Source organism: Mesorhizobium sp. B283B1A (assembly GCF_020165735.1).
In the GTDB taxonomy this organism is placed as follows: Bacteria; Pseudomonadota; Alphaproteobacteria; order Rhizobiales; family Rhizobiaceae; genus Mesorhizobium; species Mesorhizobium opportunistum.
In genome coordinates, this window is the sequence record NZ_JAIUIQ010000014.1 from 34,781 (window position 1) to 57,678 (window position 22,898).

The 22,898-nt window shown below is 64.2% G+C and carries 22 protein-coding genes; 10 read left to right on the top strand and 12 right to left on the bottom strand.

Features of this window, described 5'->3' with window-relative positions; translation table 11 throughout:
* Positions 1–51 precede the first annotated feature (51 nt).
* Together LB577_RS14210 and LB577_RS14215 are read left to right on the top strand one after the other, a co-directional pair.
* On the top strand, positions 52–495 hold the full coding sequence (locus LB577_RS14210) for an SRPBCC family protein (protein WP_224687158.1): 444 nt from the start codon (positions 52–54) through the stop codon (positions 493–495).
* A 172-nt stretch (positions 496–667) separates the two neighbouring features.
* Positions 668–1,816 carry an amidohydrolase gene (locus LB577_RS14215; RefSeq protein WP_224687159.1) on the top strand — a complete coding sequence of 383 codons (1,149 nt, stop codon included), beginning with the start codon at positions 668–670 and terminating at the stop codon, positions 1,814–1,816.
* 32 nt (positions 1,817–1,848) lie between these two features.
* Here the strand turns inward: LB577_RS14215 and LB577_RS14220 are convergent, their stop codons facing one another.
* Positions 1,849–2,928 carry a LacI family DNA-binding transcriptional regulator gene (locus LB577_RS14220; protein ID WP_224687160.1) on the bottom strand — a complete coding sequence of 360 codons (1,080 nt, stop codon included), beginning with the start codon at positions 2,926–2,928 and terminating at the stop codon, positions 1,849–1,851.
* Between the two features lie 223 nt (positions 2,929–3,151).
* Between LB577_RS14220 and LB577_RS14225 the strand changes: the two genes are divergently transcribed.
* The 3 genes from LB577_RS14225 (at position 3,152) to LB577_RS14240 (ending at position 6,806) form a co-directional block, all read left to right on the top strand.
* Entirely contained in the window at positions 3,152–3,994 is an 843-nt protein-coding gene (locus LB577_RS14225) for an ABC transporter substrate-binding protein (protein WP_031257791.1), read from the top strand.
* Between the two features lie 95 nt (positions 3,995–4,089).
* The gene (locus LB577_RS33275) at positions 4,090–5,631 is read left to right on the top strand and encodes an amino acid ABC transporter permease/ATP-binding protein (RefSeq protein WP_283257933.1); all 1,542 of its coding nucleotides are present in this window, start codon (positions 4,090–4,092) and stop codon (positions 5,629–5,631) included.
* Between the two features lie 50 nt (positions 5,632–5,681).
* Entirely contained in the window at positions 5,682–6,806 is a 1,125-nt protein-coding gene (locus LB577_RS14240) for an NAD(P)/FAD-dependent oxidoreductase (protein WP_224687161.1), read from the top strand.
* A 24-nt stretch (positions 6,807–6,830) separates the two neighbouring features.
* On the opposite strand, the gene LB577_RS14245 is transcribed toward LB577_RS14240, so the two are convergent.
* The 10 genes from LB577_RS14245 to LB577_RS14290 all read right to left on the bottom strand — a co-directional run bounded on the left by LB577_RS14245 (position 6,831) and on the right by LB577_RS14290 (position 15,213).
* The gene (locus tag LB577_RS14245) at positions 6,831–7,811 is read right to left on the bottom strand and encodes a branched-chain amino acid ABC transporter permease (RefSeq protein WP_224687162.1); all 981 of its coding nucleotides are present in this window, start codon (positions 7,809–7,811) and stop codon (positions 6,831–6,833) included.
* A gap of 5 nt (positions 7,812–7,816) precedes the next feature.
* On the bottom strand, positions 7,817–8,713 hold the full coding sequence (locus tag LB577_RS14250; protein WP_224687163.1) for a branched-chain amino acid ABC transporter permease: 897 nt from the start codon (positions 8,711–8,713) through the stop codon (positions 7,817–7,819).
* A gap of 2 nt (positions 8,714–8,715) precedes the next feature.
* A complete protein-coding gene (locus LB577_RS14255; protein ID WP_023778969.1) occupies positions 8,716–9,426 on the bottom strand; it encodes an ABC transporter ATP-binding protein in 711 nt (236 codons plus the stop codon).
* Entirely contained in the window at positions 9,419–10,156 is a 738-nt protein-coding gene (locus LB577_RS14260) for an ABC transporter ATP-binding protein (protein ID WP_031250233.1), read from the bottom strand. The genes LB577_RS14255 and LB577_RS14260 overlap by 8 nt, the downstream gene beginning before the upstream one ends.
* A 78-nt stretch (positions 10,157–10,234) precedes the next feature.
* Complete coding sequence (locus LB577_RS14265; RefSeq protein WP_013894202.1) at positions 10,235–11,461, bottom strand: amino acid ABC transporter substrate-binding protein; 1,227 nt, start codon at positions 11,459–11,461, stop codon at positions 10,235–10,237.
* A gap of 55 nt (positions 11,462–11,516) precedes the next feature.
* On the bottom strand, positions 11,517–11,906 hold the full coding sequence (locus tag LB577_RS14270) for a nuclear transport factor 2 family protein (protein ID WP_023778972.1): 390 nt from the start codon (positions 11,904–11,906) through the stop codon (positions 11,517–11,519).
* A 17-nt stretch (positions 11,907–11,923) separates the two neighbouring features.
* A complete protein-coding gene (locus LB577_RS14275; protein WP_224687164.1) occupies positions 11,924–12,718 on the bottom strand; it encodes a MoaF C-terminal domain-containing protein in 795 nt (264 codons plus the stop codon).
* A 13-nt stretch (positions 12,719–12,731) separates the two neighbouring features.
* Positions 12,732–13,520 (bottom strand): SDR family NAD(P)-dependent oxidoreductase, encoded by a 789-nt coding sequence (locus LB577_RS14280; protein ID WP_224687165.1) that lies wholly within the window; start codon positions 13,518–13,520, stop codon positions 12,732–12,734.
* A gap of 176 nt (positions 13,521–13,696) precedes the next feature.
* Positions 13,697–14,278, bottom strand: a complete 582-nt coding sequence (locus LB577_RS14285) for a YceI family protein (RefSeq protein WP_224687166.1) — start codon at positions 14,276–14,278, stop codon at positions 13,697–13,699.
* 41 nt (positions 14,279–14,319) lie between these two features.
* The gene (locus LB577_RS14290) at positions 14,320–15,213 is read right to left on the bottom strand and encodes a hypothetical protein (RefSeq protein WP_224687167.1); all 894 of its coding nucleotides are present in this window, start codon (positions 15,211–15,213) and stop codon (positions 14,320–14,322) included.
* A gap of 312 nt (positions 15,214–15,525) precedes the next feature.
* Here LB577_RS14290 and LB577_RS14295 point away from each other — a divergent pair, with 312 nt between their 5' ends.
* The 4 genes from LB577_RS14295 to LB577_RS14310 all read left to right on the top strand — a co-directional run bounded on the left by LB577_RS14295 (position 15,526) and on the right by LB577_RS14310 (position 20,205).
* Positions 15,526–17,028 carry an aldehyde dehydrogenase family protein gene (locus tag LB577_RS14295; RefSeq protein ID WP_224687168.1) on the top strand — a complete coding sequence of 501 codons (1,503 nt, stop codon included), beginning with the start codon at positions 15,526–15,528 and terminating at the stop codon, positions 17,026–17,028.
* A 1-nt stretch (position 17,029) separates the two neighbouring features.
* Entirely contained in the window at positions 17,030–18,616 is a 1,587-nt protein-coding gene (locus tag LB577_RS14300; RefSeq protein ID WP_224687169.1) for a GMC family oxidoreductase, read from the top strand.
* Between the two features lie 246 nt (positions 18,617–18,862).
* Positions 18,863–19,003 carry a hypothetical protein gene (locus LB577_RS14305; protein WP_224687170.1) on the top strand — a complete coding sequence of 47 codons (141 nt, stop codon included), beginning with the start codon at positions 18,863–18,865 and terminating at the stop codon, positions 19,001–19,003.
* Positions 18,994–20,205: an alpha-D-ribose 1-methylphosphonate 5-triphosphate diphosphatase gene (locus LB577_RS14310; RefSeq protein WP_023778978.1), complete on the top strand. Its 1,212-nt coding sequence runs from the start codon at positions 18,994–18,996 to the stop codon at positions 20,203–20,205. The genes LB577_RS14305 and LB577_RS14310 overlap by 10 nt, the downstream gene beginning before the upstream one ends.
* 123 nt (positions 20,206–20,328) lie before the next feature.
* Here the strand turns inward: LB577_RS14310 and LB577_RS14315 are convergent, their stop codons facing one another.
* Entirely contained in the window at positions 20,329–20,529 is a 201-nt protein-coding gene (locus LB577_RS14315; protein WP_224687171.1) for a hypothetical protein, read from the bottom strand.
* A 291-nt stretch (positions 20,530–20,820) separates the two neighbouring features.
* On the opposite strand from LB577_RS14315, the gene LB577_RS14320 reads away from it, so the two are divergent.
* Positions 20,821–22,845, top strand: a complete 2,025-nt coding sequence (locus LB577_RS14320; protein ID WP_224687172.1) for an amidase — start codon at positions 20,821–20,823, stop codon at positions 22,843–22,845.
* The last annotated feature ends 53 nt before the right edge of the window (positions 22,846–22,898 follow it).

The window sequence follows — 22,898 nt, forward strand, 5'->3', positions numbered from 1 at the left end:
AGGCCCCGTTCGTCCTAGGGGCGTCGAACAGGCATCATGAAAGGATAGGATATGCCCGGTACCGTACGTTTGCACCGCGTTCTCACCACCAGTCCGGAAAAGGTCTATCGCGCCTTTGTCGAAGGCGACGCGCTGGCCAAGTGGCTTCCGCCGAACGGCTTCACCTGCACGGTCCATCAGTTCGAAGCCAAGGTCGGCGGCACGTTCAAGATGTCCTTCCGCAACTTCACCACCGGCGGCAGCCATTCCTTCGGCGGCGAGTATCTCGAACTCGTCCCCGGCGAGCGCCTGCGCTACACCGACAGGTTCGACGACCCCAATCTGCCCGGCGAGATCCAGGTGACGGTGACCTTGAAAAAAGTGTCGGTCGGCACCGAAATCGACATCACCCAGGCCGGCATCCCGGACGTCATTCCGGTCGAGGCCTGCTATCTCGGCTGGCAGGAGTCGCTCAGGAACCTGGCAAAGCTGGTCGAACCCGAGATCAATCAGTAAGGCAATCCCGAGCCCCGTTCGCGGCGGCGTCGGCTGCTGCGAACGGTCTGCAGACCGTTCGCGGGACATCGCCACGCTTCTGGCCCGCTGAAGCCCGGCACTTGGACCGTGGCAGGCAGGGTCATTTGTCGCTAGCAATTCATCATCGGTTTTTGATGCAGAGGCGCAAAGCATGACCTTGACCAATCGCGACATCGCCGAGCTGACCGAGTGGCGGCGCATGCTGCACCAGCAGCCGGAAATCTCGAACGAAGAAGAGAAGACGGCACAAGAGGTCGTCTCCTTCCTCGCCGATACGGGACCGGACAAAGTGTTGACCGGATTGGGCGGCCACGGCGTCGCGGCCATATACGACAGCGGCAAAAACGGACCGACCGTCCTGTTTCGTTCGGAACTCGACGCGCTGCCGATCGAGGAGCTGTCGGGCGTGCCGCACTCCTCACGCGTGCCGGGCAAGTCGCATATGTGCGGCCATGACGGGCACACGGCTATCCTCGCCTCGCTCGGCCGCCAGCTCGGGCGCGAGCGGCCTGCCAGCGGCCGCGTCGTGCTGATGTTCCAGCCGGCTGAGGAAACCGGCAATGGCGCGGCCGGCGTCGTCGCCGATCCCCGTTTCGGCGAGATCGCGCCGGATTTCGCGTTCTCGCTGCACAACCTGCCCGGCGTGCCGTTCGGCGAGGTGCGGCTCAAGCCCGGCGTGGTCAACTGCGCCTCGCGCGGCATGCGCATCGTGCTGGAGGGCAAGACCGCGCATTCTTCCATGCCCGAAACCGGCATCTCGCCGATGCTGGCGATCAGCGAGCTGATGCCGGCTCTGCCCGCGCTCGGCCGCGCGACCTTCGCCGACGATGATTTCTCGATGGTCACCATCACCCATGCCGCGATAGGCGAAGCCGTGTTCGGCATCGCGCCCGCGCACGGAGAGGTCTGGGCGACGCTGCGCACCCGCCGCGACGAGCGCATGGCGGATCTGTGCGCCGCCGCCGAAGCGCTGGTCACCGAGATCGCCGGCCGGCATCGCCTTTCCGCGCGCTCCGACTACCACGAGATCTTCGTCGCCAGCGTCAACGCACCGGACGCCGTGGAGCATCTCAAGCGTGCGCTCGACGAAGAGGGTGTGACGCACGGACAAGAAGCCCTGCCGATGCGCGCCTCGGAGGATTTCGGCCTGTTCGGCCACAGCGCCAAGTCGGCCATGTTCTTCCTCGGCGCCGGCGAGCGGCACCCTGCCCTGCACAATCCCGACTATGATTTTCCCGACGACCTGATCCCGATCGGCTCGAGGATTTTCATGCGCACGGCGCGCAATCTGCTGGGCTGAGCTGCGGCCGCGTCACCAAGAACGACTGGCGTCTACGGCCTTCTGTCCGGGGGCGGGCCGACGGATCCGCGTTCAATGATCGTGGTCGGCAGGATAAGCCTTTCGGGCGGTTGTGTGTCGCCCTTCAACCGCCGGATGAGCAATTCCGCGACACCCTTGCCAAGCGCGTAGACGGGCTGGTCGATGACGGTGATGGGCGGGGTTGTCACGCTCGTCCAATCCGCATCATGGAAGGTGATCAGCGAAATGTCCTGCGGAACCCGCAACCCGCGCTCGCGGATCACCTTGAATATCTCCAGCGCTATGACGCTGTCGGAAGCAAGGATCGCCGTCGGACGATCTGGTCCGGACAGCAGCTTCTCGGCAATCCTTCGGGTTTCGACAGGGCTTGTTGCGCCAAGGCAAACGTGACGCTCTGGCCGGTCCATCCCAGCCTCTCGGCACACGGTGAGGAAACCGTCGATACGCTCGCGGACCGACGACGTGTAGATTTGCCCGAGATCGCGGTATTCCTGCCCTTCTGCGTCGACCGCGGTCACATAGGCGATGTTGCGGTGGCCGGCATCCGCAAGGATGCTGGTTGCCCGCATGGCGATGCCGCGATCGTCAACGGTGACGGTGTCGACATCCAGGTCGGGCAACGCCCTGTCGAGCAGCGCAAGCGGCCGGCCAGAACGATGGATGTCGCGCAGGTGTGATATGTCGCGCGATTCCGACGGCGTGACGATCAGCCCGTCGACACGCTTGCCGATCAAAAGCCGCACGGCTGCCTTTTCGGCTTCGATCCTCTCGCCCGAGTTGGACAGGATTACGTTGAATCCGGCTGCCCTTGCCGCGTCACTGATGCCGCGCACCGCCAGGCTGAAGAACGGGTTCTCGATGTCGCCGACCACCACCCCAATGATGCCGGACCGGCCGGTCGTCATGCTGCGGGCCAGTTCGTTGGGACGATAATCCAGCGCCTTGGCCGCGGCCATGACGTCCGCGCGGATCGTATCGCTGACAACACCGTATCCGCCGAGCACGCGCGCGGCTGTCGCTTTCGACACGTTTGCCGCGCGTGCAACGTCGCTGACCGTTATCGACTGGGTTTTGGGCGCGGTTCTTTTCATCGGACGAACGACTACAAGAGTTGTTGACGGAAGGTCAATCTGGCGATAACGATTTACCAAAGAGACCGGTCTCGCGCAATAAGAGACCGATCTCTTTTACAGCGACCGGCAGAATAAGGGCCTGTCGGCAAGCCGCGATCCCTGGCGCTGGAAGATGTGAGCCGTGGAACGACGTCTCAACGCAAATACCAAGAAAAACAGACCTTCAGAGTGGAGAGAAGACATGAGCAGGATTGGAATTCTCAAGTCGTTGATGTCACCGGTCCGGGCCGGCGCAATGGCACTTATGGTTCTATGCATCGGATCGGGTCTGGTTTCGCGGGCTGCCGCGGCGGATGACAATCCCTATGGCCTCATCGATGCGAAGACCATCAGCGTCGGGACCATGGGGGACGCCAAACCGTACGTTTTCACACTGGCGGATGGCACGTTCACCGGATTCGACATTGAACTGTTTCGGAACGTCGCGAGCCGCATTGGTTTCAAGCCTGACCAGGTGATCTTCACCGGCCAGGAATTCTCGGCGCTGATGCCTTCGGTTGCCAATGGACGCTTCGATGTCGCGGTCGCCGCGATCGGCACGACGGATGCGCGCAAGAAGACTGTCGACTTTTCCGACGGCTATCTCGCAGGCTACCTGTCGGTGCTTACCGCGGATAAGGCGATTACTTCGGCGGACGGGCTCAAGGGCAAGCGCCTCGGCGTCGTCCAGGGTACGTTGCAGGAAATTTACGCGACAAAGAATTTTGTCGGAACCGATCTGGTCAAATTTCCCGACAACAACTCGGCCATTTCCGCGCTCAACAACGGAACAGTCGACGCGCATTTCCTCGATTATGAGGCCGCCAAGCAATTTGGCGAGCGCTATCCGGACTTGAAGATCGCGGTGAACATCCCCTCCTTCGACGCACCCGCGGGCTTCGTCCTGCGCAAGGGCAACGACAAGTTTCGCGAGGCATTGAACACCGCCCTGCATGCGGCGATGCAGGACGGCACCTGGAAGACGCTCTACGAGAAGTGGTTCCCCGGTTCCCCGATGCCTGACCAGTACCTCCCCAAGAAGTAACCGCGCACCCAGCCGCCGGCCGTGATGGCCGGCGGCTGGGACATGTTTTCGCCCGGTTTTTTGGCTGCGCGAACGGAGCAATGGAAAGGGGTCGAATGAATTGGCTTGAAAACCTGCGGCGCAGTTTCCTCGACTGGCAGGCCATGGCGGACGTGCTGCCGAGCATGATCACCATCGGGCTGAAGAACACCTTGATCCTCGCCGCTGCGTCCACGGTGATCGGTGTTGTCCTCGGCATGATCCTTGCTGTCATGGGCATTTCGCAATCACGCTGGCTGCGCATTCCGGCCCGGGTCTATACCGACATTTTCCGGGGCCTTCCGGCGATCGTCACGATTCTTCTGATCGGCCAGGGTTTCGCCCGCATCGGCCGCGAAATCTTTGGGCCTTCGCCCTATCCGCTCGGCATCCTTGCCCTCAGTCTGATCGCCGGCGCCTATATCGGGGAAATCTTCCGCTCGGGCATCCAGAGCGTCGAGCGTGGACAGATGGAAGCCTGCAGGGCTCTGAGCATGAGCTACGGACAGGGCATGCGGCTGATCGTGGTCCCGCAAGGCATCCGCCGCGTCCTGCCGGCTCTGGTCAACCAGTTCATCGGCAACGTCAAGGATTCGAGCCTGGTCTACTTCCTCGGCCTGCTCGCGTCGGAGCGCGAGATTTTTCGTGTCGGCCAGGACCAGGCGGTGGTCACGGGAAACCTGTCGCCATTGCTCCTGGCTGGCGTGTTCTATCTCGTCATCACCGTGCCGTTGACCCACGTTGTCAACTACATCGACAACTCGCTGCGGGTCGGAAAGCAAAAGGCAGGCCTCGTCACCAGCGGCCTCGCCGAGGTGAGCGAACTGGAAAGCGCGATCGGCGGTCCATCTTCGCAGACCAGCCCCGACGGCAGTCCGGCGCTTCCCCGGTTCAAGGGCGGCAGTCTCGCCATCACCGATCTCGACATGGCCTATGGCGATCTCGATGTCCTCAAGGGCGTCAGCCTGACGGTCAAGCCGGGCACGGTCACATGCGTCATTGGTCCGTCGGGGTCGGGCAAGTCGACGCTGTTGCGCTGCCTCAACCGCCTGGTCGAGCCCAAAGGCGGCGACGTGCTGCTCGACGGCGCGAGCATCCTGGCGATGAAGCCCGAAAAATTGCGCCGGCGTGTCGGCATGGTGTTCCAGCAATTCAACCTGTTTCCCGACCACACAGCCCTGGAGAACGTCATGCTGTCCCTGACCACGGTCAAGGGCATTCCAGTGCCGGAGGCCGAGCGCATCGCCGAGGCGCGCCTGGCCGATGTTGGCCTTGCCGCCCGCAAACACCATCGTCCCGGGAGCCTTTCCGGCGGCCAGCAGCAGCGCGTGGCAATCGCCCGTGCGCTTGCCATGGACCCCGAGGTCATCCTGTTCGACGAAGTGACCAGCGCTCTCGATCCCGAACTGGTGAAAGGCGTCCTCAACCTGATGGCGGACCTCGGCCGGCGTGGCATGACAATGGTCGTGGTGACCCATGAAATGGGCTTTGCCCGCAAGGTCGCCGATCAGGTCATCTTCATGGATGAGGGCCGTGTCATCGAGGCCGGCGCGCCCGCCGCGATCTTCGACACTCCGAAAAGCGCGCGTCTGAAGCACTTCCTTGCCGAAGTGCTTTGATCGCACCACCGCATGGCCCAATCCACCTCCACAAAACGAAAGAACATCCCATGGCTACATCACATTCGGTCGCGAAGGTCGTTGTTGTCGGGGGCGGTATCTTCGGCGTCTCTTCGGCCGTTCATCTTGCACGGCTCGGCATCGAAACCGTCCTGGTCAATGACGGGCCGCTTGCCAAGGGAGCCTCAGGCCGCTCGCTCGCCTGGCTCAATTCCGCCCGCAAGCGGTCAGCTGAATACCATCGCCTGCGCATGATCGGCATCGATCGCTATCGGACGCTGTCGGCGAGATATCCGGATGCTGCCTGGCTGCGTTTCGACGGCGGCCTGACATGGGATGCGGACAGCGCCTCAAATGAGATCGCGGATGTCTTCGCTCATGAGAAAATTCTTGGCTATGACGCGCAGCATCTGTCCGCGGGCGCCATAGCGTCGGTCACCCCGGGTATCGCTGCAGATGCTGTCACGCCCCAGGGCGCGATCTTCAATCCGGGCGAAGGTTGGGTCGACCTGCCGTCGCTGATCGACCTACTGGTTGCGGAATTCACGGAGCGCGGCGGACAGCTGGTCACCGATGCCGGAAGCGCGGCGGTCACGGTCGTCGACGGCCGCGCCACCGGCGTCACCACGACAAGCGGCATCAGCTTCGCCGCCGACGCGGTGCTGTTGGCGACCGGCGGTGCTGTGCCGCGAATGGTCGCGGACTCCGACCGACATATTGCCGACGGGACGCCGATCGCGCTGCTGGTCAGGACCAAGCCGCTGCACTTGCCCCTTCGGGCCGTGCTCAACACGCCGCGTGTCGCCATCCGCCCGACGCCGGACGGAGCCCTTGCGCTCGATTCCGCCTGGTCGGAAGAAGAAGTGGTCGTCAATTCGGACGGTACTTATGGCGTGAAGGATTCGACCCTTCAGGGGCTTCTCGACGAAGCCTCGAAAGTTCTCGAGGGCCATCCGAAGCTGGAGCTGGAAAACTATGGCGTCGGCCCCAAGCCGATCCCCGCGGACGGCGATCCGGTATTCGGCCAATTGAAGGACATCAAGGGATATTACGTAGCCTTCAGCCACAGCGGCGCAACGCTTGGCCTGATCGCCGGCGAGCTGCTTGCCGGCGAGATCGCCACCGGAAAGGAGCACCCGCTCCTTGCAAACTTTCGGCCGGCTCGGTTTTCTTGAGGGTCGTTGCAAATCTGAACCGCGTCACGCCACCCTCCCCGCAAAACTTCGCATCAGCCCCTTCGGCAGGAACAGCATCGCCAGGATGATCGTCAGGCCCGAGATCACCGGGTGGTAGTCCGGCACCACGATCCGCGCGAGGTCGAACACCGCGTACATCACGAAAGCACCGAGGATCGGGCCGAGCAGCGTGCCGGTGCCGCCGACCACGGTCATCATCAGCGGCAGCAGCATCCAGTCGAGGGCGAACACTGAGTCCGGGCCGACATGGAAGATGTAGTAGGTGTAGAGGCTGCCCGCGATGCCGGCGATGAAGGCGCTGCCGGCGAAGGCGGCGACCTTGACCCTGAGCGTGTCGATGCCGTTGGCCGACGCCGCCATCTCGTCGTCGCGCACGGCAATCAGCGCCAGCCCGTAACGCGAGCGCATCAAAAGGCGGATGGCAAGTGCCGTGCCGACCATCAGGCCGAGCCCGACCAGATAGTGCGGCAAGAGCGTGTCGAAGGTGCTGGCAGGCGCCACGACGCCAAAGGCGCCGCCGGTGAAATCGCCGCCATTGATGAACATCACCTTGACGATCTCGCCGAAGCCGAGCGTGCCCAGCGCGAAATAGTCGCCGCGCAATTTGGACAAAAGCGGCAGGCCGATGATGATGGCGGCAACCGCCGCCACCAGTCCGCCCAGCACCATCGTCACCGGGTCGAAATAATAGATGCGCGGATAGGCGTCATTGAGCGAACCCCAGAGATAGTTGCCGCTCCACAAGATCGCGGTGGTGTAGGCGCCGAGCCCGAAAAAGGCATGGTTGCCCAGGCTGATCTGGCCGCCGAAGCCGGCAACCAGGTTCCAGCCCTGCGCCATGATGGCGTAGATGAAGACGAAGAACAGGAACGAGAAGGCGTAACTATCGATCGCGCCGGGCAGCAGCGGCACCAGGGCGAGTGCCACGACGACGGCAATGCCAATCCCCGCCTTGGCTTGGTTGTTCCAGGTCTGCTTCAGCATGGTGCTCAAGCCTTCTTGTAGGGCCGGCTGAACAGGCCTTCCGGCTTGAACATCAGCACCGCCAGGAACACGCCGTAGGCAATCGCGTTGGTCCAGCCGCCCGAGATGAAATACTGCACATAGGCCTCGATGAGGCCGAGCAGGATGCCGCCGGCAAGCGCACCGGCGACATTGCCGATGCCGCCCAGCGCCAGCGCCACCAGCGCCTTCAGGCTGAAGATGAAACCGGCGAACGGGTTGAACGGGAAGGTGGTCGCCACCGCGACGCCCGCCGCTCCCGCCAGCGCAATGCCGATGGCAAAGGCAATCGCATTGACGCGATGCGGGCTGATGCCCATCAGCGTCGCCGCCTCCATGTCCTCGGACGCCGCGCGCACCGCCTTGCCAACCAGCGTCTTGCGCAGGAACAGCACCACCAGCCCGGTGCCGGCGAGCGCGATCAGGAAGCCCATGGAGCGGGTGAAGGAGGTGCGCACGCCCAATATCTCGATGCCGCTCGCCGTGTAGGAGGTGACGATTGCGGCGGTATTGCCGCCCCACACCACCGTCATCAGGTTCTGGATCAGGAACATCAGGCCGACCGCGATCAGGAGCGAGATGTTGCGGTCCTCCGCGGCGGCTGCCTTGCGGAACAGGCCTTGGTAGATCGGCCAGCCGACGACGAGCCCGACCGGCACGACGATCAGCAGCGACAGGAACGGGTCGATGCCCAGCCCGTAGAACAGCGCCCGCACGAAATAGGCGGCCAGGATGATCATCGCGCCCTGCGCCAGGAAGATCAGCCGCATGGTGCCGAAGATGAGGCTCAAGCCAACGGCGGCGACGCCATACATGGCGCCGCCCAGCGCGCCGTTGAGCGACAGTTGCAGCAGGATGTCGGGAGGCGGAATGTTGAACGTCATCACTACTCCAACACGCCCATATAGGCCTTCTGGATTTCGGGATCGGCAAGCAGCTCGGTGCCCGTGCCTTGCATGGCGAGCTCGCCGGTCTTCAGCACGAAGGCATAGTCGGCCACCTTCAGCGCCTGGTGGATGTTCTGCTCGACGAGCAGGACGGTGACGCCTTGGCTGTGCAAGGTCCCGATCAGCGCAAACATCTGCTGCACCACGATCGGGCTGAGACCCAGCGACGGCTCGTCGAGGATGAGCAGCGATGGGTCCGACATGGTGGCGCGAGCGATCGCCAGCATCTGCTGCTCGCCGCCCGAGAGCGAGCCGGCCTTCTGCCCTGCCCGCTCCTTCAAACGTGGAAACAGCGCATAGGCCTTTTCCAGAGATTGCTTGAAGCGCTTCCGGACCTTGGGCTGGAAGGCGCCAAGTTCGAGGTTCTCCAGCACCGTCATCTGCCGGAACAGGCCGCGCCCTTCCGGCACATGCGCGATGCCCATGCCGGCGATCTCCTCCGGCGCCTTGCCGGCCAGCGGCGCGCCGGCGAGGAAGATCTCGCCGCGCTTCGGCTTGAGCAGGCCGGAGATGGTCTTCAGCAGCGTCGTCTTGCCGGCGCCATTGGCGCCGACAATGGCCACGATCGTACCGGGGTCGACATGGATCGACACGCCCCACAGCGCGCCGACGTCGCCATAGGCGACTTCCAGATTGTTCACGTCAAGCAGCCGGTTCGCCAAGATAGGCCTCTATCACTTTGCGGTTGGCGACGATCTCGCGAGGCGTGCCGTCGGCGATTTTCTCGCCATGGTCGAGCACGATCACCCGGCTGCACACTTTCATGATGGCGTCGACCTTGTGCTCTACCCACAGGATCGACACGCCACGCTCGTTGCGCACGCGGCGGATGACATCGACCATGCGCTGGATCTCGGTCGGGTTCAGCCCCGCCATCGGCTCGTCGAGCAAGAGCAGCGCCGGGCTGGACGCGACTGCCCGCGCGATCTCCAGCAGCCGCCGGTCGGACAGCGTCATATGTGCGGTGCGGACATCGCGTTTCGCGGTCAGGCCGACCAGTTCCAGCGCTTCCTCGGCCGCGGCAGTGGCGTGCCTGACGCGCCCGCCACCGCCATAGACCGCGCCGACCATGATGTTCTCGAATGCCGTCATGGTCAGGAAGGTGCGCACCAGCTGGAAGGTACGCGCGATGCCGAGCCTGCAGATGCGATGTGGTGCGGTGCCGGTGATGTCGCGCCCACGAAACCGGATACGCCCTTGTGTCGGCGTGTAGAGCGCGGTGATGAGGTTGAACAGCGTCGACTTGCCGGCGCCATTGGGACCGATTAGCCCGATCAGCTCGTTGGCGCCGACGGCGATGTCGATGTTGTTGAGCACGACGAGCCCGCCGAACCGCTTCTGTACCGCCTCGAGGCGAAGCAAGGTTTCGTCGGGCTGCATCGTGTTTTCCGTTTCTGTCGTCAAGGATGTTGGGGCGGACACAGAAGCCGCGCCCGCCCCATTCGCCGCACCAATTGCTCAGCGCTTGTCCCAGGCCGGTGCCGGCTTGTAGGTCCAGTTGCCGTCCGGGTAGATCAGCTGGTGCTTGCCTTGCCACCATTGCGTGGCGACGCTGGGGATCAGGGCAAAGCCGGTCTGGTCGAATTTGAGATCGCCAACGACGGTGTCCTTGAATTCCTGGTTGAAGATCGCCTCATGCAGCGCGTCGGCGTCGGTGGAACCCGCCTTCTCGATCGCCTGCGCCAGCACCTGCGCGTTGGCATAGAAGGCGCCGACGGTGACGGAGTCCTTTTTGAACTCGGCCTCGTAGCGGTCGCCGAGCTCCTTGGCGCCCTTGTAAGGGTAGCTCGCCGACCAGAAGCCGTCGGTCAGGATGTAATCGGAATCCGGCCCGAGCGCCTCGTGGAACTCACCCGTCCAGGTGCCCTTCCAGCCGTGCAGATAAGGCACGGAGAAGCCGAGTTCCTTCATCTGGCGCAGCAGCGTCACCGTGTCGGCCGGCGAGCCGAACACCAGCATGGCGTCGACGTCTGCCGCCTTGAGCTTGGTGATCAGCGCCGAATAGTCGGTGGCGCCGATCGCCCAGGGGTCGTCGACGGCGAAAGTGTAGCCATACTTCTTGGCCGCCGCCTCGAAGGCGCCGCCAAAGCCCTTGCCGTCCGGCGAATCCTCAGTGACCAGCGCCGGGTTCTTCGGCTTCTCATTGGCCGGCAGCTTGTTCCAGATCTCGAACGGCACTTCGGCGCCCGGACCCGGGTGGAAGAAGAACAGCGCCGAATATTTGAGCTTCAACGGCTGCCATTCGAAAGGAAAGGCCGTCGTGATCATGTAGAACTTCTTGTATTTTTCCGCGACGATGGCGCCCGCGATGTTCATCGGCCCGGAATGGGTCGAGAGCAGCGCGTCGACCTTCTGCACCTTGATCAGGTTCTCCAGCGCCGATGCGACCTTGCCTTCCGAGCTTTCGTCGTCGGCGATGACGAGGCGCACCGGCAGCTTCTTGCCGGCCGACTTGACCATGATGCCACCGGCCTTGTTGATGTCGGCCACCGCTTGCTCATAGGCCCATTTCTGCTCCTTTCCGTCGCCGGCCAGCGGCCCAGTCAAGGAGATCGGCGCACCGATGACGATCTCGGTGTCGCCGGCATTCGCCATACTGGTGCCGCCGGCCGCGAACACGGCCGACAGGGCCAAGCCCGCCAGCATTCTCTTCCCCGCCAGCATTGCCTTCAGACTGTTTCCCATTTCATCCTCCCAGGTTTTCATCGGGCGGACGCGTCAGCGCGCCCGGCCGCATGTCTCAAGCTGTCGCTGCCGCGACCAGCCTGGTGTCGGTGAACTGCTCGAAACTCAGCACTTTGCCGTCCTCCATCTCCCAGACATGGACGACGCGCGCCGACATCGGCTTGCCGGTCTTTTTGTAGACACCCGAATAGGTGCCGATGCCGACGATGGTGGTGCCGCCGTCGACCAGCTTTTCGAGCTTCAGATTGTAGCCGTCCCACTCCTCGCCGATGCGCTTGAAGACGCCCGCTATGATGGCGTCGGGGCCGACATAGGTGCCGGCATAGGGAAAGCCAGCCATTTCGGTCCAGGCGGTGCGGCTGGTAATCGGCGCCATCATCGCGGCCAAATCCATCGCGTCGGACCCGGCGTAATGCGCCTTGATCGCTTCGTAGTTCTTGTTCATGGCATTCTCCCGCGCGGTCAGACCGGCGCCTTGCCTTCGTCGTAGACGGTTCTGGATTTCTTCTCGATGTGAGCGCCGGCCGGCTTGTTCTCGACCTTGCCCTGGCTGGTCACACCAAGGAATTTGCCGGTCGAGCGCATCGTGTCCCAATTGTAGAAGAACAGCGACGCGACCGGGATGATGAACTCGCGGAAACCAAACACATACTGGTTCTCGGCGAACTTCCAGGTCGTGGCCAGATCGACGTCGCCATGGCCGCGCTGCACGCCGACGAGGTTCTGCCAGGCATAGCGCTCGGAGCTGAGATAGATGTGCTCGTAGACGTGGTTGGGACTGTATGTGTAGTGCGCGGTGAGCCCGATCAGGTCCCGGGTCGGTGCCGGCACGATGCCGGTCGGCGCCACGCTGGGGTCGCCGAGCACACCGGCCGACCAGGTCTGCGCCACGCGCGGCTCGCCGGGCGCCTCGCCTGCTTCGCGCACCCGTTCGCGCACCGACAGCACGCGGCGCGTACTGGTGTTGACGATGAGCGCCTCGTCCTCCGTCGGCCGGGCGGCGAAACTCATGTTGATGAAGAACACGCTGGAGGCGACTTCGAGCGCCTCGTACCAGTCCGCGCCAGCTTCCGTGCCCTCACTCCAGGCCACCGTGTCGGCGGACGTGAAGGCCAGGTCGATGGTGCGGCCGGTATCGAGCGTGATCTTGAAGGTCTGACCGCGCAACGCTGATGTCGTCGGCAGCCGGTTGGTGGCGATGCCGGCGGCGAAATCGTCGAAATGCTTCCAGTCGGCCGGCCTGTTCTGGTCGTTCATGGTGCTCTCCACATCAATCGACAAAAGCTAACGTGGGCAGGTCGACGACGGTGGCGCCGCCATCGACCGTCAGGATCGAACCGTTCATCATCGCCGCCTCGTCGGAGGCGACGAAGCAGATGACATTGGACACTTCCTGCGGCGTTGCCGGCCGGCCGAGCGGCACGTCCTTGGTCACCAGCCGATAGGCCTCTTCGATCGAGCCAAGCCCGTGCTTTTCGACGATCATCTCCATCTGCTCGTCGGCCATGTCGGTCGACACCCAGCCCGGGCAGATGATGTTGGTGCGCACGCCCTTGCGGCCGTAGTCGCGCGCCAGCGATTTGCCGAAGCCGATGCAGGCATGTTTCATGGTGACGTAGCCGGCCGCGTCCGGGCCAGCGAACAGGCCGGCGATCGAGGCGACGACGACGATGTTGCCTCTGCGCTCGATCAGGTCGGGCAAGCATTCGCGGGCGCAGACAAAAGCGGTGTCGAGATTGGTGCGTGTCGCCAGGCTCCAGGTTTCGTCACTCATCGAGATCGTCGGCCCGACGCCATGGCCGCCGGCATTGGCGACGAGGATGTCAACGGGCCCGATCTTATCATGCACTTCGGCCAGGGCCGCGCGCACCGCTTTCGGATCGGCGGCGTCGCCCTGAACCACCAGCCCGCCAATGTCCTTCATGACGGCCTCCAGCGGCTCGCGCCGCCGGCCCATCAGCACCACCTTCGCCCCGTCGGCTGCCATACGCCTGGCAACCGCCGCGCCGATGCCGGTGCCGCCGCCGGTAATGAAAGCCGTCTTTCCCGAAAATCGCATTGTTCCATCCCGATCGATGCTGTGCCGGCTGTGCGCCGATCTTCGCCAAGGATAGTGCGGCATCCGCCATTTCGCGTCTTGTCCGAGCGGGAACTTTGTTTTGACTGAGCGCGCACTTCGTCTGCCGGCAAAGCACCGCGCGGCCCGTTGCGAGCCGCGCGGCGCCCGTTCGCCAGCTATTTCTTGACCGCCTCGATGTCGATGACGATGTCGACATCCGGACCGAGACCGAAGCCGGCGGCTGCCTTGGCCATCGGGAAGTCGGCGGTGCTGACTTTCCCGGTGGCGGTGAACGCGGCCTTGGTCAGCGTCGCGTCCCACGGCGCCGGCGCCTCGTTGACCAGCGTCACGTCGAGCGTGATCTCCTTGGAGACGCCGCTGATGCTGAGATTGCCTGATACCTTGTCGGTCTTGTCGCCGACCTTCTCGACCTTGGTGCTTTCGAAGGAGATCGCCGGGAATTCGGCGGCGTTGAAGAAGTCGGGGCCTTTCAGATCGCTGTCGCGCTGATCATAGGCGGTGTGCACCGAGCCGACATCGATTTCGGCCTTGACGCTGCTTTTGGATGGATCGGCCTTGTCCAGGACGATGGCGCCCTTTACGGCGTCGAACTGGCCATGCGCGATGCCATAGATGCCGTGTTTGATGGTGAAGGTGACCCAGGCGTGCTGGCCGTCGATCTCATAAGTGTCGGCACGTGCTGCAGACGCGAATGCGCAGCAGGCAAAAGCCATGGCCGTCAGTTTTCTTATCGTCACGTATCTCTCCCCATTGTTGGTTGTCGTTCTTTGAATCCGGCTCAGGAAAAGCCGAGGGCGGCTCCATGCGGCGCCCACAGGACCGCCGTCAGGATGGCCAGCATCGCCGGCATGGCGATCAGCAGACCGGCAATAAGCGGCCGCAAGGGCCGGACGCCGGGAAGAAGACCGCGCAGCGCGCCGGGCATCAGGGCGGCCAGGATCAGCGGCAAGGGCGAAAGCATGAGCGCCGCCGGGTTCGCCTTTGGCGCCAGCAGCGCCACCTGGATCAGCACCGTGGCGGCGGCGAAGATGAGGAGCAGCCCGTTGCCTTTGCTCCAGGCGACGGCCGTGCCGCCCCGCAACACCGCGATATACTGGACAAGGCACCAGCCGCCGGCGAGCGCGGCGACCGATCCCAGCAATTGCCCGGTGACGATCGAGGCGCCGAGCACCGAGATGATGGCCCCGGCCAGGCACAAAGCGAGCATCGCCGCTGGCACCAGGAACGGCTCCTCGACGGCAGGCGATGGCGAGACCTTCAGGGACATCAGCATCGCACTGCCGACGATGGCCAGCAGGCCGGCGACGAGGGCGGCGACCATTTGCGGATCGAGCGAACCGCCGGCAATGCGGCGCCAGCCAAGCCACAGCAGGGCGGCCGCAAGGGCGATGGCGATCAGCACGCTCGTCATGGGGGCACGCAGCAGACGTTCGGGCAACAGGCCGATGACGATGCCGGCAAAGGCGAGATAGATCAGCTTCTGGCTGGCCGCGACAGGCGGCACCACCGGCGGGCCAAGCGTGTCCCAGTAGAAGAACAGCAGCAAGCCGGCCCACAGCAGCGAAAGCACCTGCGCCGGCAGTGCGACCCTAGCCAACAGCGCCATCACCACGCCGAGCACAAGCGGCAGCGCCGCCGTGGTAACCATCGGATTGCCCAGCAATGCGCTCAACCACTCTCCTCCGAGCCAGCCCCTCACCCAGCCATCGCTTCGCCCAACTCTCCTCTCCCCGAGATGAGAGGAGAGTTGCGACGTCGCCGCCTTCTCCCCAGCGGGGAAGAAGGCGGGATGAGGGAGCGGAGCGGCAAGACCGGGTTGGCGATGATCCGTTCTTCAATCTTGCCCGGCGAAGGACCGGGCGTCTTGTCCGAGCGGGAACTTTGTTTTGACTGAGAGCGCACTCGTGCTTTGGGAGGCTTGAAGCCGGCCGATGCGCTCCATAACCCTCGGCGCGGATGTTCATCAGCAATCGAGGAGGATGGCGTGAACGAGAGAACCGTGCCGCCGATCAGCCCTGCCGCCGCCGCTTTCCTGGCGCGTCCGCACCGCCCCTTCATCAATGGCCGCTTCGTCGATGGCCTCGCTGGAGACGGCCTCGCCGTCGACGATTCCGCCTCGGGCGAGATCGTCGCGCACGTGCCGGAAAGTGGCCCCGAACTGGTCGACCAGGCGGTGCGCGCGGCGCGGGCCGCGCTCGAGGGACCATGGGCATCGATGCGGCCGGTCGACCGCCAGAATTTGATGCTGAGGCTTGCCGACGCCGTCGAGGCCGATGCCGACCTCCTGGCCGAAATCGAGAGCATCGAGAACGGCAAATCGCTCGGCGTCGCCCGCATGCTGAGTGCCGGCGGCACCGTCGACTGGCTGCGCTATTATGCCGGCTGGGCCACCAAGATCGAAGGCTCGACCTTCCAGGTCTCCATTCCCGTGCCGCCCGGCGCCAAACACCAGGCGATGACAGTGATGGAGCCGGTCGGCGTCGTCGGCGCCATCGTGCCGTGGAATTTCCCGCTGCTGATCGGCATGTGGAAGATCGCGCCGGCGCTCGCCTGCGGCTGCACCGTGGTGCTGAAGCCGCCGCAGGAAACCCCGCTCGGCCTGCTGCGGCTCGCCGAGCTGATCGAGGCATCGGGTTTTCCACCCGGTGTCGTCAACATCGTCACCGGCAGCGGCTCCGTCACCGGCGAAGCGCTGATCCGCCATCCCGGCATCGACAAGCTGACCTTCACCGGCTCGACGGAAGTGGGAAAACGCGTCGGCCACGCCGCCGTCGACCGCGTCGCCCGCTTCACGCTGGAGCTCGGTTCGAAATCGCCGATGATCCTGCTTGCCGACATGGAGGAAGGTATCGAGCCTTTGGTCGCGGGCCTCGGAATGTTCTTCAACCAGGGCCAGGTCTGCACGTCGGCCTCACGGCTCTTGATCGAGAAGTCGATTTACGACCGCACGCTGGCGCGGTTGGCCGAGATCGCCGACGGCATGATGCTGGGCGCCGGCCGCGACGCGGAAGCGCAGATCAACCCGCTGGTCTCGGCCAAGCACAAAAGAAGCGTCGAGGGGTTTGTCGAGCGTGGCCTGGCGGCCGGCGTCGAACGGGTCAGCGGCGCGCGGCCGGTGCCGGCGAAAGGCCATTACGTGGCGCCGACCATCCTGCACAATGTGCGGCCCGATATGGAGATCGTGCGCGAGGAAGTGTTTGGGCCGGTGGTGGCGGCGATGCCGATCGCCGATCTCGACGACGCGATCCGCATTGCCAACGACACGCGCTACGGCCTTTCGGCCTCGATCTGGACCCGCGACATGGGCAAGGCGATGACCGCCATCCATGGCCTCAAGGCCGGCACGGTGTGGGTCAATTCGCACAACACGCTCGACCCCAACGCACCCTTCGGCGGCTTCAAGCAGTCTGGCATTGGCCGCGAGCATGGCCGCGCTGCCATCGACGGCTATCTCGAGACCAAGACCGTCATCATGCGCTACGCCTGACATGAGCGGAGAGTACGACTACATCATCGCCGGCGCCGGCTCTGCCGGCTGCACGCTGGCCAACCGGCTGGTCAATGCCGGCAAGCGCGTGCTGATCGTCGAGGCCGGGCCTGCCGACAACACGCGGCTCATCGACATGCCCGCCACCTTCGCCAAGGTGATCGGCACGGCGCGCAGCTGGATCTACGAATCCGAGCCCGAGCCGAGCGTCGGCGGACGCCGGCTGCCGGTGCCGCAGGGCCGCACGCTGGGCGGCGGCTCTTCCATCAACGCCATGCTCTACATCAGGGGCCAGCCGCAGGATTACGATGGCTGGCGCGAACTCGGCTGCACCGGCTGGGGCTGGGACGAGGTGTTGCCGGTGTTCCGGCGGCTGGAGCGCAATGAGCGGCTGGCCGGCAAGCACCACGGCATCGAGGGCCCACTGCCCGTCTCCGATCCACGCCACCGCCATCCGCTGTCATTGGCCTATGTGCAAGCCGCGCAACAGGCCGGTTATCGCTACAATGACGACTTCAACGGCGCGCGGCAGGAAGGCGTCGGCTTCTACCAGACGACGACTGCGAACGGCGAGCGCCAATCAGCGGCAAAAGTATTCCTGAGGCCGTTGGCCGGCAACGCCAACCTGACCGTGGTCACCGATGCGCTGGTCACCGGCGTGACACTGGAAAACGGGGCGGCAAGCGGCCTCGCCTACACCACTTCGGACGGCCGCAACCATACAGCGACGGCAAGGGCCGAGGTGATCCTCACCGCCGGTGCGTTGGCGACGCCGAAGCTGATGATGCTGTCGGGACTGGGGCCAGCCGAGCATCTGGCCGGGCTCGGTATTCCCGTCATCCGCGACATGCCATCGGTCGGCCGCGACCTGCAGGATCATGTCGCGGCGCCCGTCTATGCATTGACACGCCAACCGATCTCGCTGCTCGGGCAGGACAGCGGCCTGAAGGCACTGCGTCACGGCATCCAGTACCTGATGTTTCGCAGCGGTCTGCTCACCTCCAACGTGGTCGAGAGCGGCGGCTTCTTCGACACCGACGGCGATGGCCGGCCCGATGTCCAGTTCCACGTCCTGCCGGTGATGATCGAAAGCGCCGAGCATGGTTCGATCGAGCGCCACGGCATGGAGCTCAACCCTTGTGTTCTTCGGCCAAGGTCGCGCGGCACGGTCGGCCTGCGCTCGCGTGACGCCGCCGACCCGATCCGCTTCACCACCGGCTTCCTGTCCGATCCACATGATCTCGCTCTGCTGCTCGCCGGCATGAAGATTGCCCGCAATATCCTGCGCCAGCCTGCCCTGCAGGCCGTGGTCGCCGAGGAACTGTCGCCGGGTAACGATGCGGATCTTTCCGACCAGACGATTACAGACCACATCCTCGAACACGCCAAGACCGTCTATCACCCCTGCGGCACCTGCCGGATGGGCATCGACGACGGCGCGGTGGTCGATCCGCAATTGCGCGTGCGCGGCGTACCGCGCCTGCGCATCTGCGACGCCTCGATCATGCCGCGCCTGGTCAGCGGCAACACCAACGCGCCCGTGATCATGATCGCCGACCGCTGCGCCGATTTCATCCTGGGCGCGTAAGCAGCCGTTCACCTTGGCTTTGGCCGCATGCAGCAGCACGCTCGAAAGCTGCACGCGCTCGCTGATCCGTTGATGGCCGCCAGCCTGCTGTCCGCGGTGCCGGTCCTGCTATTCCTGGCCGCGCAAGTGAAAAGTTAGCTCCGGGCGCGCGCATCACCTATTCTGGCTTCATGTAAATGTCATAAAAATCAAATGGAAACCGGCATTCGGGTGAACTAGAAAACATAGGGTTGTCCTGGAGAGATCGTGATCGAAGCGGCGGCAACCGTCGCCATGATCGGCGTCTTCCATCACCCGAAAATGTCGCCGAGCTTGTCGCCAGCGAAATCCACCTTGAAACCATTTCCCACCCTGAAACCACTTGCAAGAGACATGACATGTGGCTGAGTGACTTCGAAATTGTCCTGCGTGACCGTGTCGTTGCCAATGGCGCTGTCAGGATCGAAAACGGCCGGATTGCCGAAATCCGAGACCAACCTGTCGAGAATGCCGACATCGAGGGCGGCGGCCGCCTGCTCCTGCCGGGCTTCATCGACATGCATGGCGACATGGTGGAGAAGGAAGTCGAGCCGCGCACCGGCGTCCATGTGCCGATGCAAATCGGCATTGCCGAACTCGACAAGAAGCTCGCCTCCTGCGGCGTGACGACGGCCTATGCCGCGCTCTCCTTCATCGGCGCCAGCGTCACCAGCGGCGTGCTGCGCTCGGAAGATCATACGTCCGATATCATCGAGACCATTGCCGGGATGAAGGACGATCTGCTTGTCGACCACCGCATCCATGCCCGGTTCGAGGTCACCTTCACGCCCGCGATCGCTATGCTGCAGAGGTTGATGGATGCAGGCAAGCTGCACCTCATCTCCTTGATGGACCACACGCCTGGACAGGGGCAATACCGCGACGTCGAACTCTACATCGCCCGCATCGCCAAGGAGCGTGGCATGTCCGTTGCCATGGCCTCCGAGATCGTCGGACAGCGGATGGCCGGCCGCGAGGGCCAGGGCGATGTACTCAACGCACTGCAGGATCTGTCGGCCCGCGCCCGCGCCTGCGGCATCGTGCTTGCCTCGCATGACGACGACACGCTGGAAAAAGTGGAACTGGTCCATGGCCTGGGCGCCGTGCTCAGCGAATTCCCGGTGACGCTCGAAGCGGCGCAGGAAGCCCGCCGGCTCGGCATGCACACCGCAATGGGCGCGCCCAACGCACTGCGCGGAGTTTCCTATTCCGGCAATCTTTCCGCCCGGCGGGCCTATGAGGCGGGATTGCTCGACATGCTGGCCAGCGACTACCATCCAGCCTCGATCCTGCCGGCCGTGCTTGGCCTGGCACAGGTGCGCGACGGCGGCCTGGCAGCGGCGGCCGCGCTGACAAGCGCCAACCCGGCCGCGGCGCTCGGGCTCACCGATCGCGGCGCCATCGAGCCGGGGCTTCTGGCCGACCTGGTGGTTGCCGACCGCCAGCCGGTGGCACGTGTCCGCGCCACCTTCCGCGCCGGCCGCATGATCTACGGCGACGGCACGCTTGCGCCAGCCCTCAAGGCAGAACGTTTCGAAGAGGCCGCGGCTGGCCGATACCGGCTGGCCTGAGGCGCTTTTCCTGGAATTGCCTCAGAGCAGTTCACCGTTTAACGGAAACGGTGAACTGCTCTAACTCTTTGTTTTGACGCAATTCCGGACGGAAAACCGTTTCACACTTTTCCTGGAATTGCTCTAGAGATCGAGCACCACCATCATGCCGCGCACCTCTGCCATTTCCAGCAGCAGATCCTGCAGGCTCTCAACGGTCAGCGCGACACCGGTTATCGCCAGCAACTCCGCGATACTCTCCTTCATCGAAATGACGGCAACCCCGGTTTTTTTGGAAAGCATCCGTCCGATGGCTGCGCGGATATGGGCATTCTGTTCAGGCATGATCTCCTCTCATGCTGTGAGATCGGCACGGTTCCCCCGACAATATGCTTTTGACGCAACTTCCGCGAGCTTTTGCTTACGTCTGCAAGCCATCTTGTTGATGATCGTCCAAAATCATCTCGTCGACCGTCATCTGGGCCAGAATTGGCATCGTCATGGGCTCGACAGCCGCTCAGCGCGGGCAGGTCGGCCGCAGGAACAACACCTTCCGACAAAGACTGCGGATTGGCTCTTGCCGAAGCCGGCGGCCTCGCTCATCCATGGCGTGGAAACGACCGCCAGGGACCAGTGATGACCGATACCAGCTTTCACATTGTCGAAGCGACGATCGAACAATTGCGCCGTGCGCTCGACGACGGCCTCGTCACCAGCGTCGAGGTGGTCGCGGCGTATCTGCGCCGCATCGCGCATTTCGACCGCCACGGCATCGGCCTCAACGCCGTCCCCGTGCTCAACCCCGACATGTTCGAGGAAGCCGCCGCTTCCGACCAGCGGCGGCGCGGCAAGGCCTTGCTCGGGCCGCTCGACGGCATCCCCTACACCGCCAAGGACAGCTACAAGGTCAAAGGCCTGACGGTCGCCGCCGGCTCGCCGGCCTTCGAGCATCTCGTCGCCAATGAGGACGCCTTCACCATCGCGAGGCTCAGGGCCGGCGGCGCGGTGCTGATCGGCCTGACCAACATGCCGCCAATGGCCAATGGCGGCATGCAGCGCGGCGTCTATGGCCGCGCCGAGAGCCCCTACAATGCCGACTATCTGACCGCCGCCTTCGCGTCGGGCTCATCCAACGGTTCGGGCACGGCGACAGCAGCCAGTTTCTGTGCCTTCGGGCTCGGCGAGGAAACCTGGTCGTCCGGCCGCGCGCCGGCCACCAACAACGCGTTGGTCGCCTACACGCCCTCGCGCGGCGTCATCTCCGTGCGCGGTAACTGGCCGCTGGTGCCGACCATGGATGTCGTCGTGCCGCACACGCGGACCGTGAACGATATGCTGGAACTGCTCGACATCATCGTCGCCGGCGATCCCGAGGCGCGAGGCGACTTCTGGCGCGCGCAGCCCTGGGTCAAGCTGCCGAAAAGCTCCGAAATACGGCCGCAACGCTACACCGAGCTATCGCTTGCAGGATCAGTGAAAGGCAGACGGCTCGGCGTGCCCCGAATCTATATCGGCCGCGACAGCGGCGCCGACCGGCCGATCGAAACCCGGGCCTCGGTGCTTGCCCTGTGGGAACAGGCGGAGGCCGATCTCAAACGGCTGGGCGCCGAAGTGGTGGAAGTCGATTTTCCCGTCGTCTCCAACTACGAGCGCGACCGTCCCGGAGCACGCACCATGGTCGAGCGCGGGCTGGTGCCGAAGGAGTTCGCGAACCGCGAAATCTGGGACCTGTGCATCTGGGGTTGGGACGATTTCCTGCGCGCCAATGCCGACCCTGATATTCCCGACCTCGCCTCGGTCGATGGCCCAAAAATCTTCCCGCAGCCGCCAGGCACGCTGCCCGACCGCTACGAAGGCAGCTTCGACCTCGCGGACTATGTCGAGCGGGCGAAAGCCGGCGTCACGCCCTTCAAGGATATCCCGACGATGGAGGATGGTCTCAAGGGCCTGGAAACGACGCGGCGGATCGATTTCGAGGACTGGCTCGATGCACAAGGCATCGACGCCGTGGTGCTGCCCGCCGCCGCCGATGTCGGCCCGGCCGATGCCGACATCAACGAGGCGTCCGCCGCCCTTGCCTGGCGCAACGGCACCTGGGTCGCCAACGGCAATCTGGTCTGGCGCCATTTCGGCATCCCGACCGTCACCGTGCCGATGGGCACCATGGCCGATATCGGCATGCCGGTCGGCCTGACCTTCGCCGGCAAGGCCTATGACGACGAACGGCTCCTGTGCATGGCCGGCGACTACGAACGCGCCACGCAGCGCCGCACCCGCCCACCGCGCACGCCGGAACTGGCCGATGACGTGTTTTCGGATCGGCCCGCCCGGTGTGGCGACGGCAAGGCGCCACCGCTTGTCATCGCGCTTGCCGCCGAGACGCGTTCTTCGGGCGATCAGGACGAGATATTCATCACAGTCGACCTGCCCGGCGACGCGGAGGCGGAGAATGCCAGCGTCAAGGTGCATATCAACGGCGAGCCTGTCGCATTGCAGCGAAGCGGCGCGCGCCTAGTCGGGCGCGCGCTCGTCCCTGCAGCCGAGCATCAGCGGTTCCACAGCGTCTGGCGCGGCCCGTATGGCTCGATCATCACGGCGGTGGTGCGGCTGAAGGATGGGCGAAGCGCTGGCGCCTATGTGGTTGTGGGCGGAATCAGGTGAGGGTCTCAGCGTCCCCGGCTTCGTATTCCTAGGGTCTCCGCGACGGAGCTTCG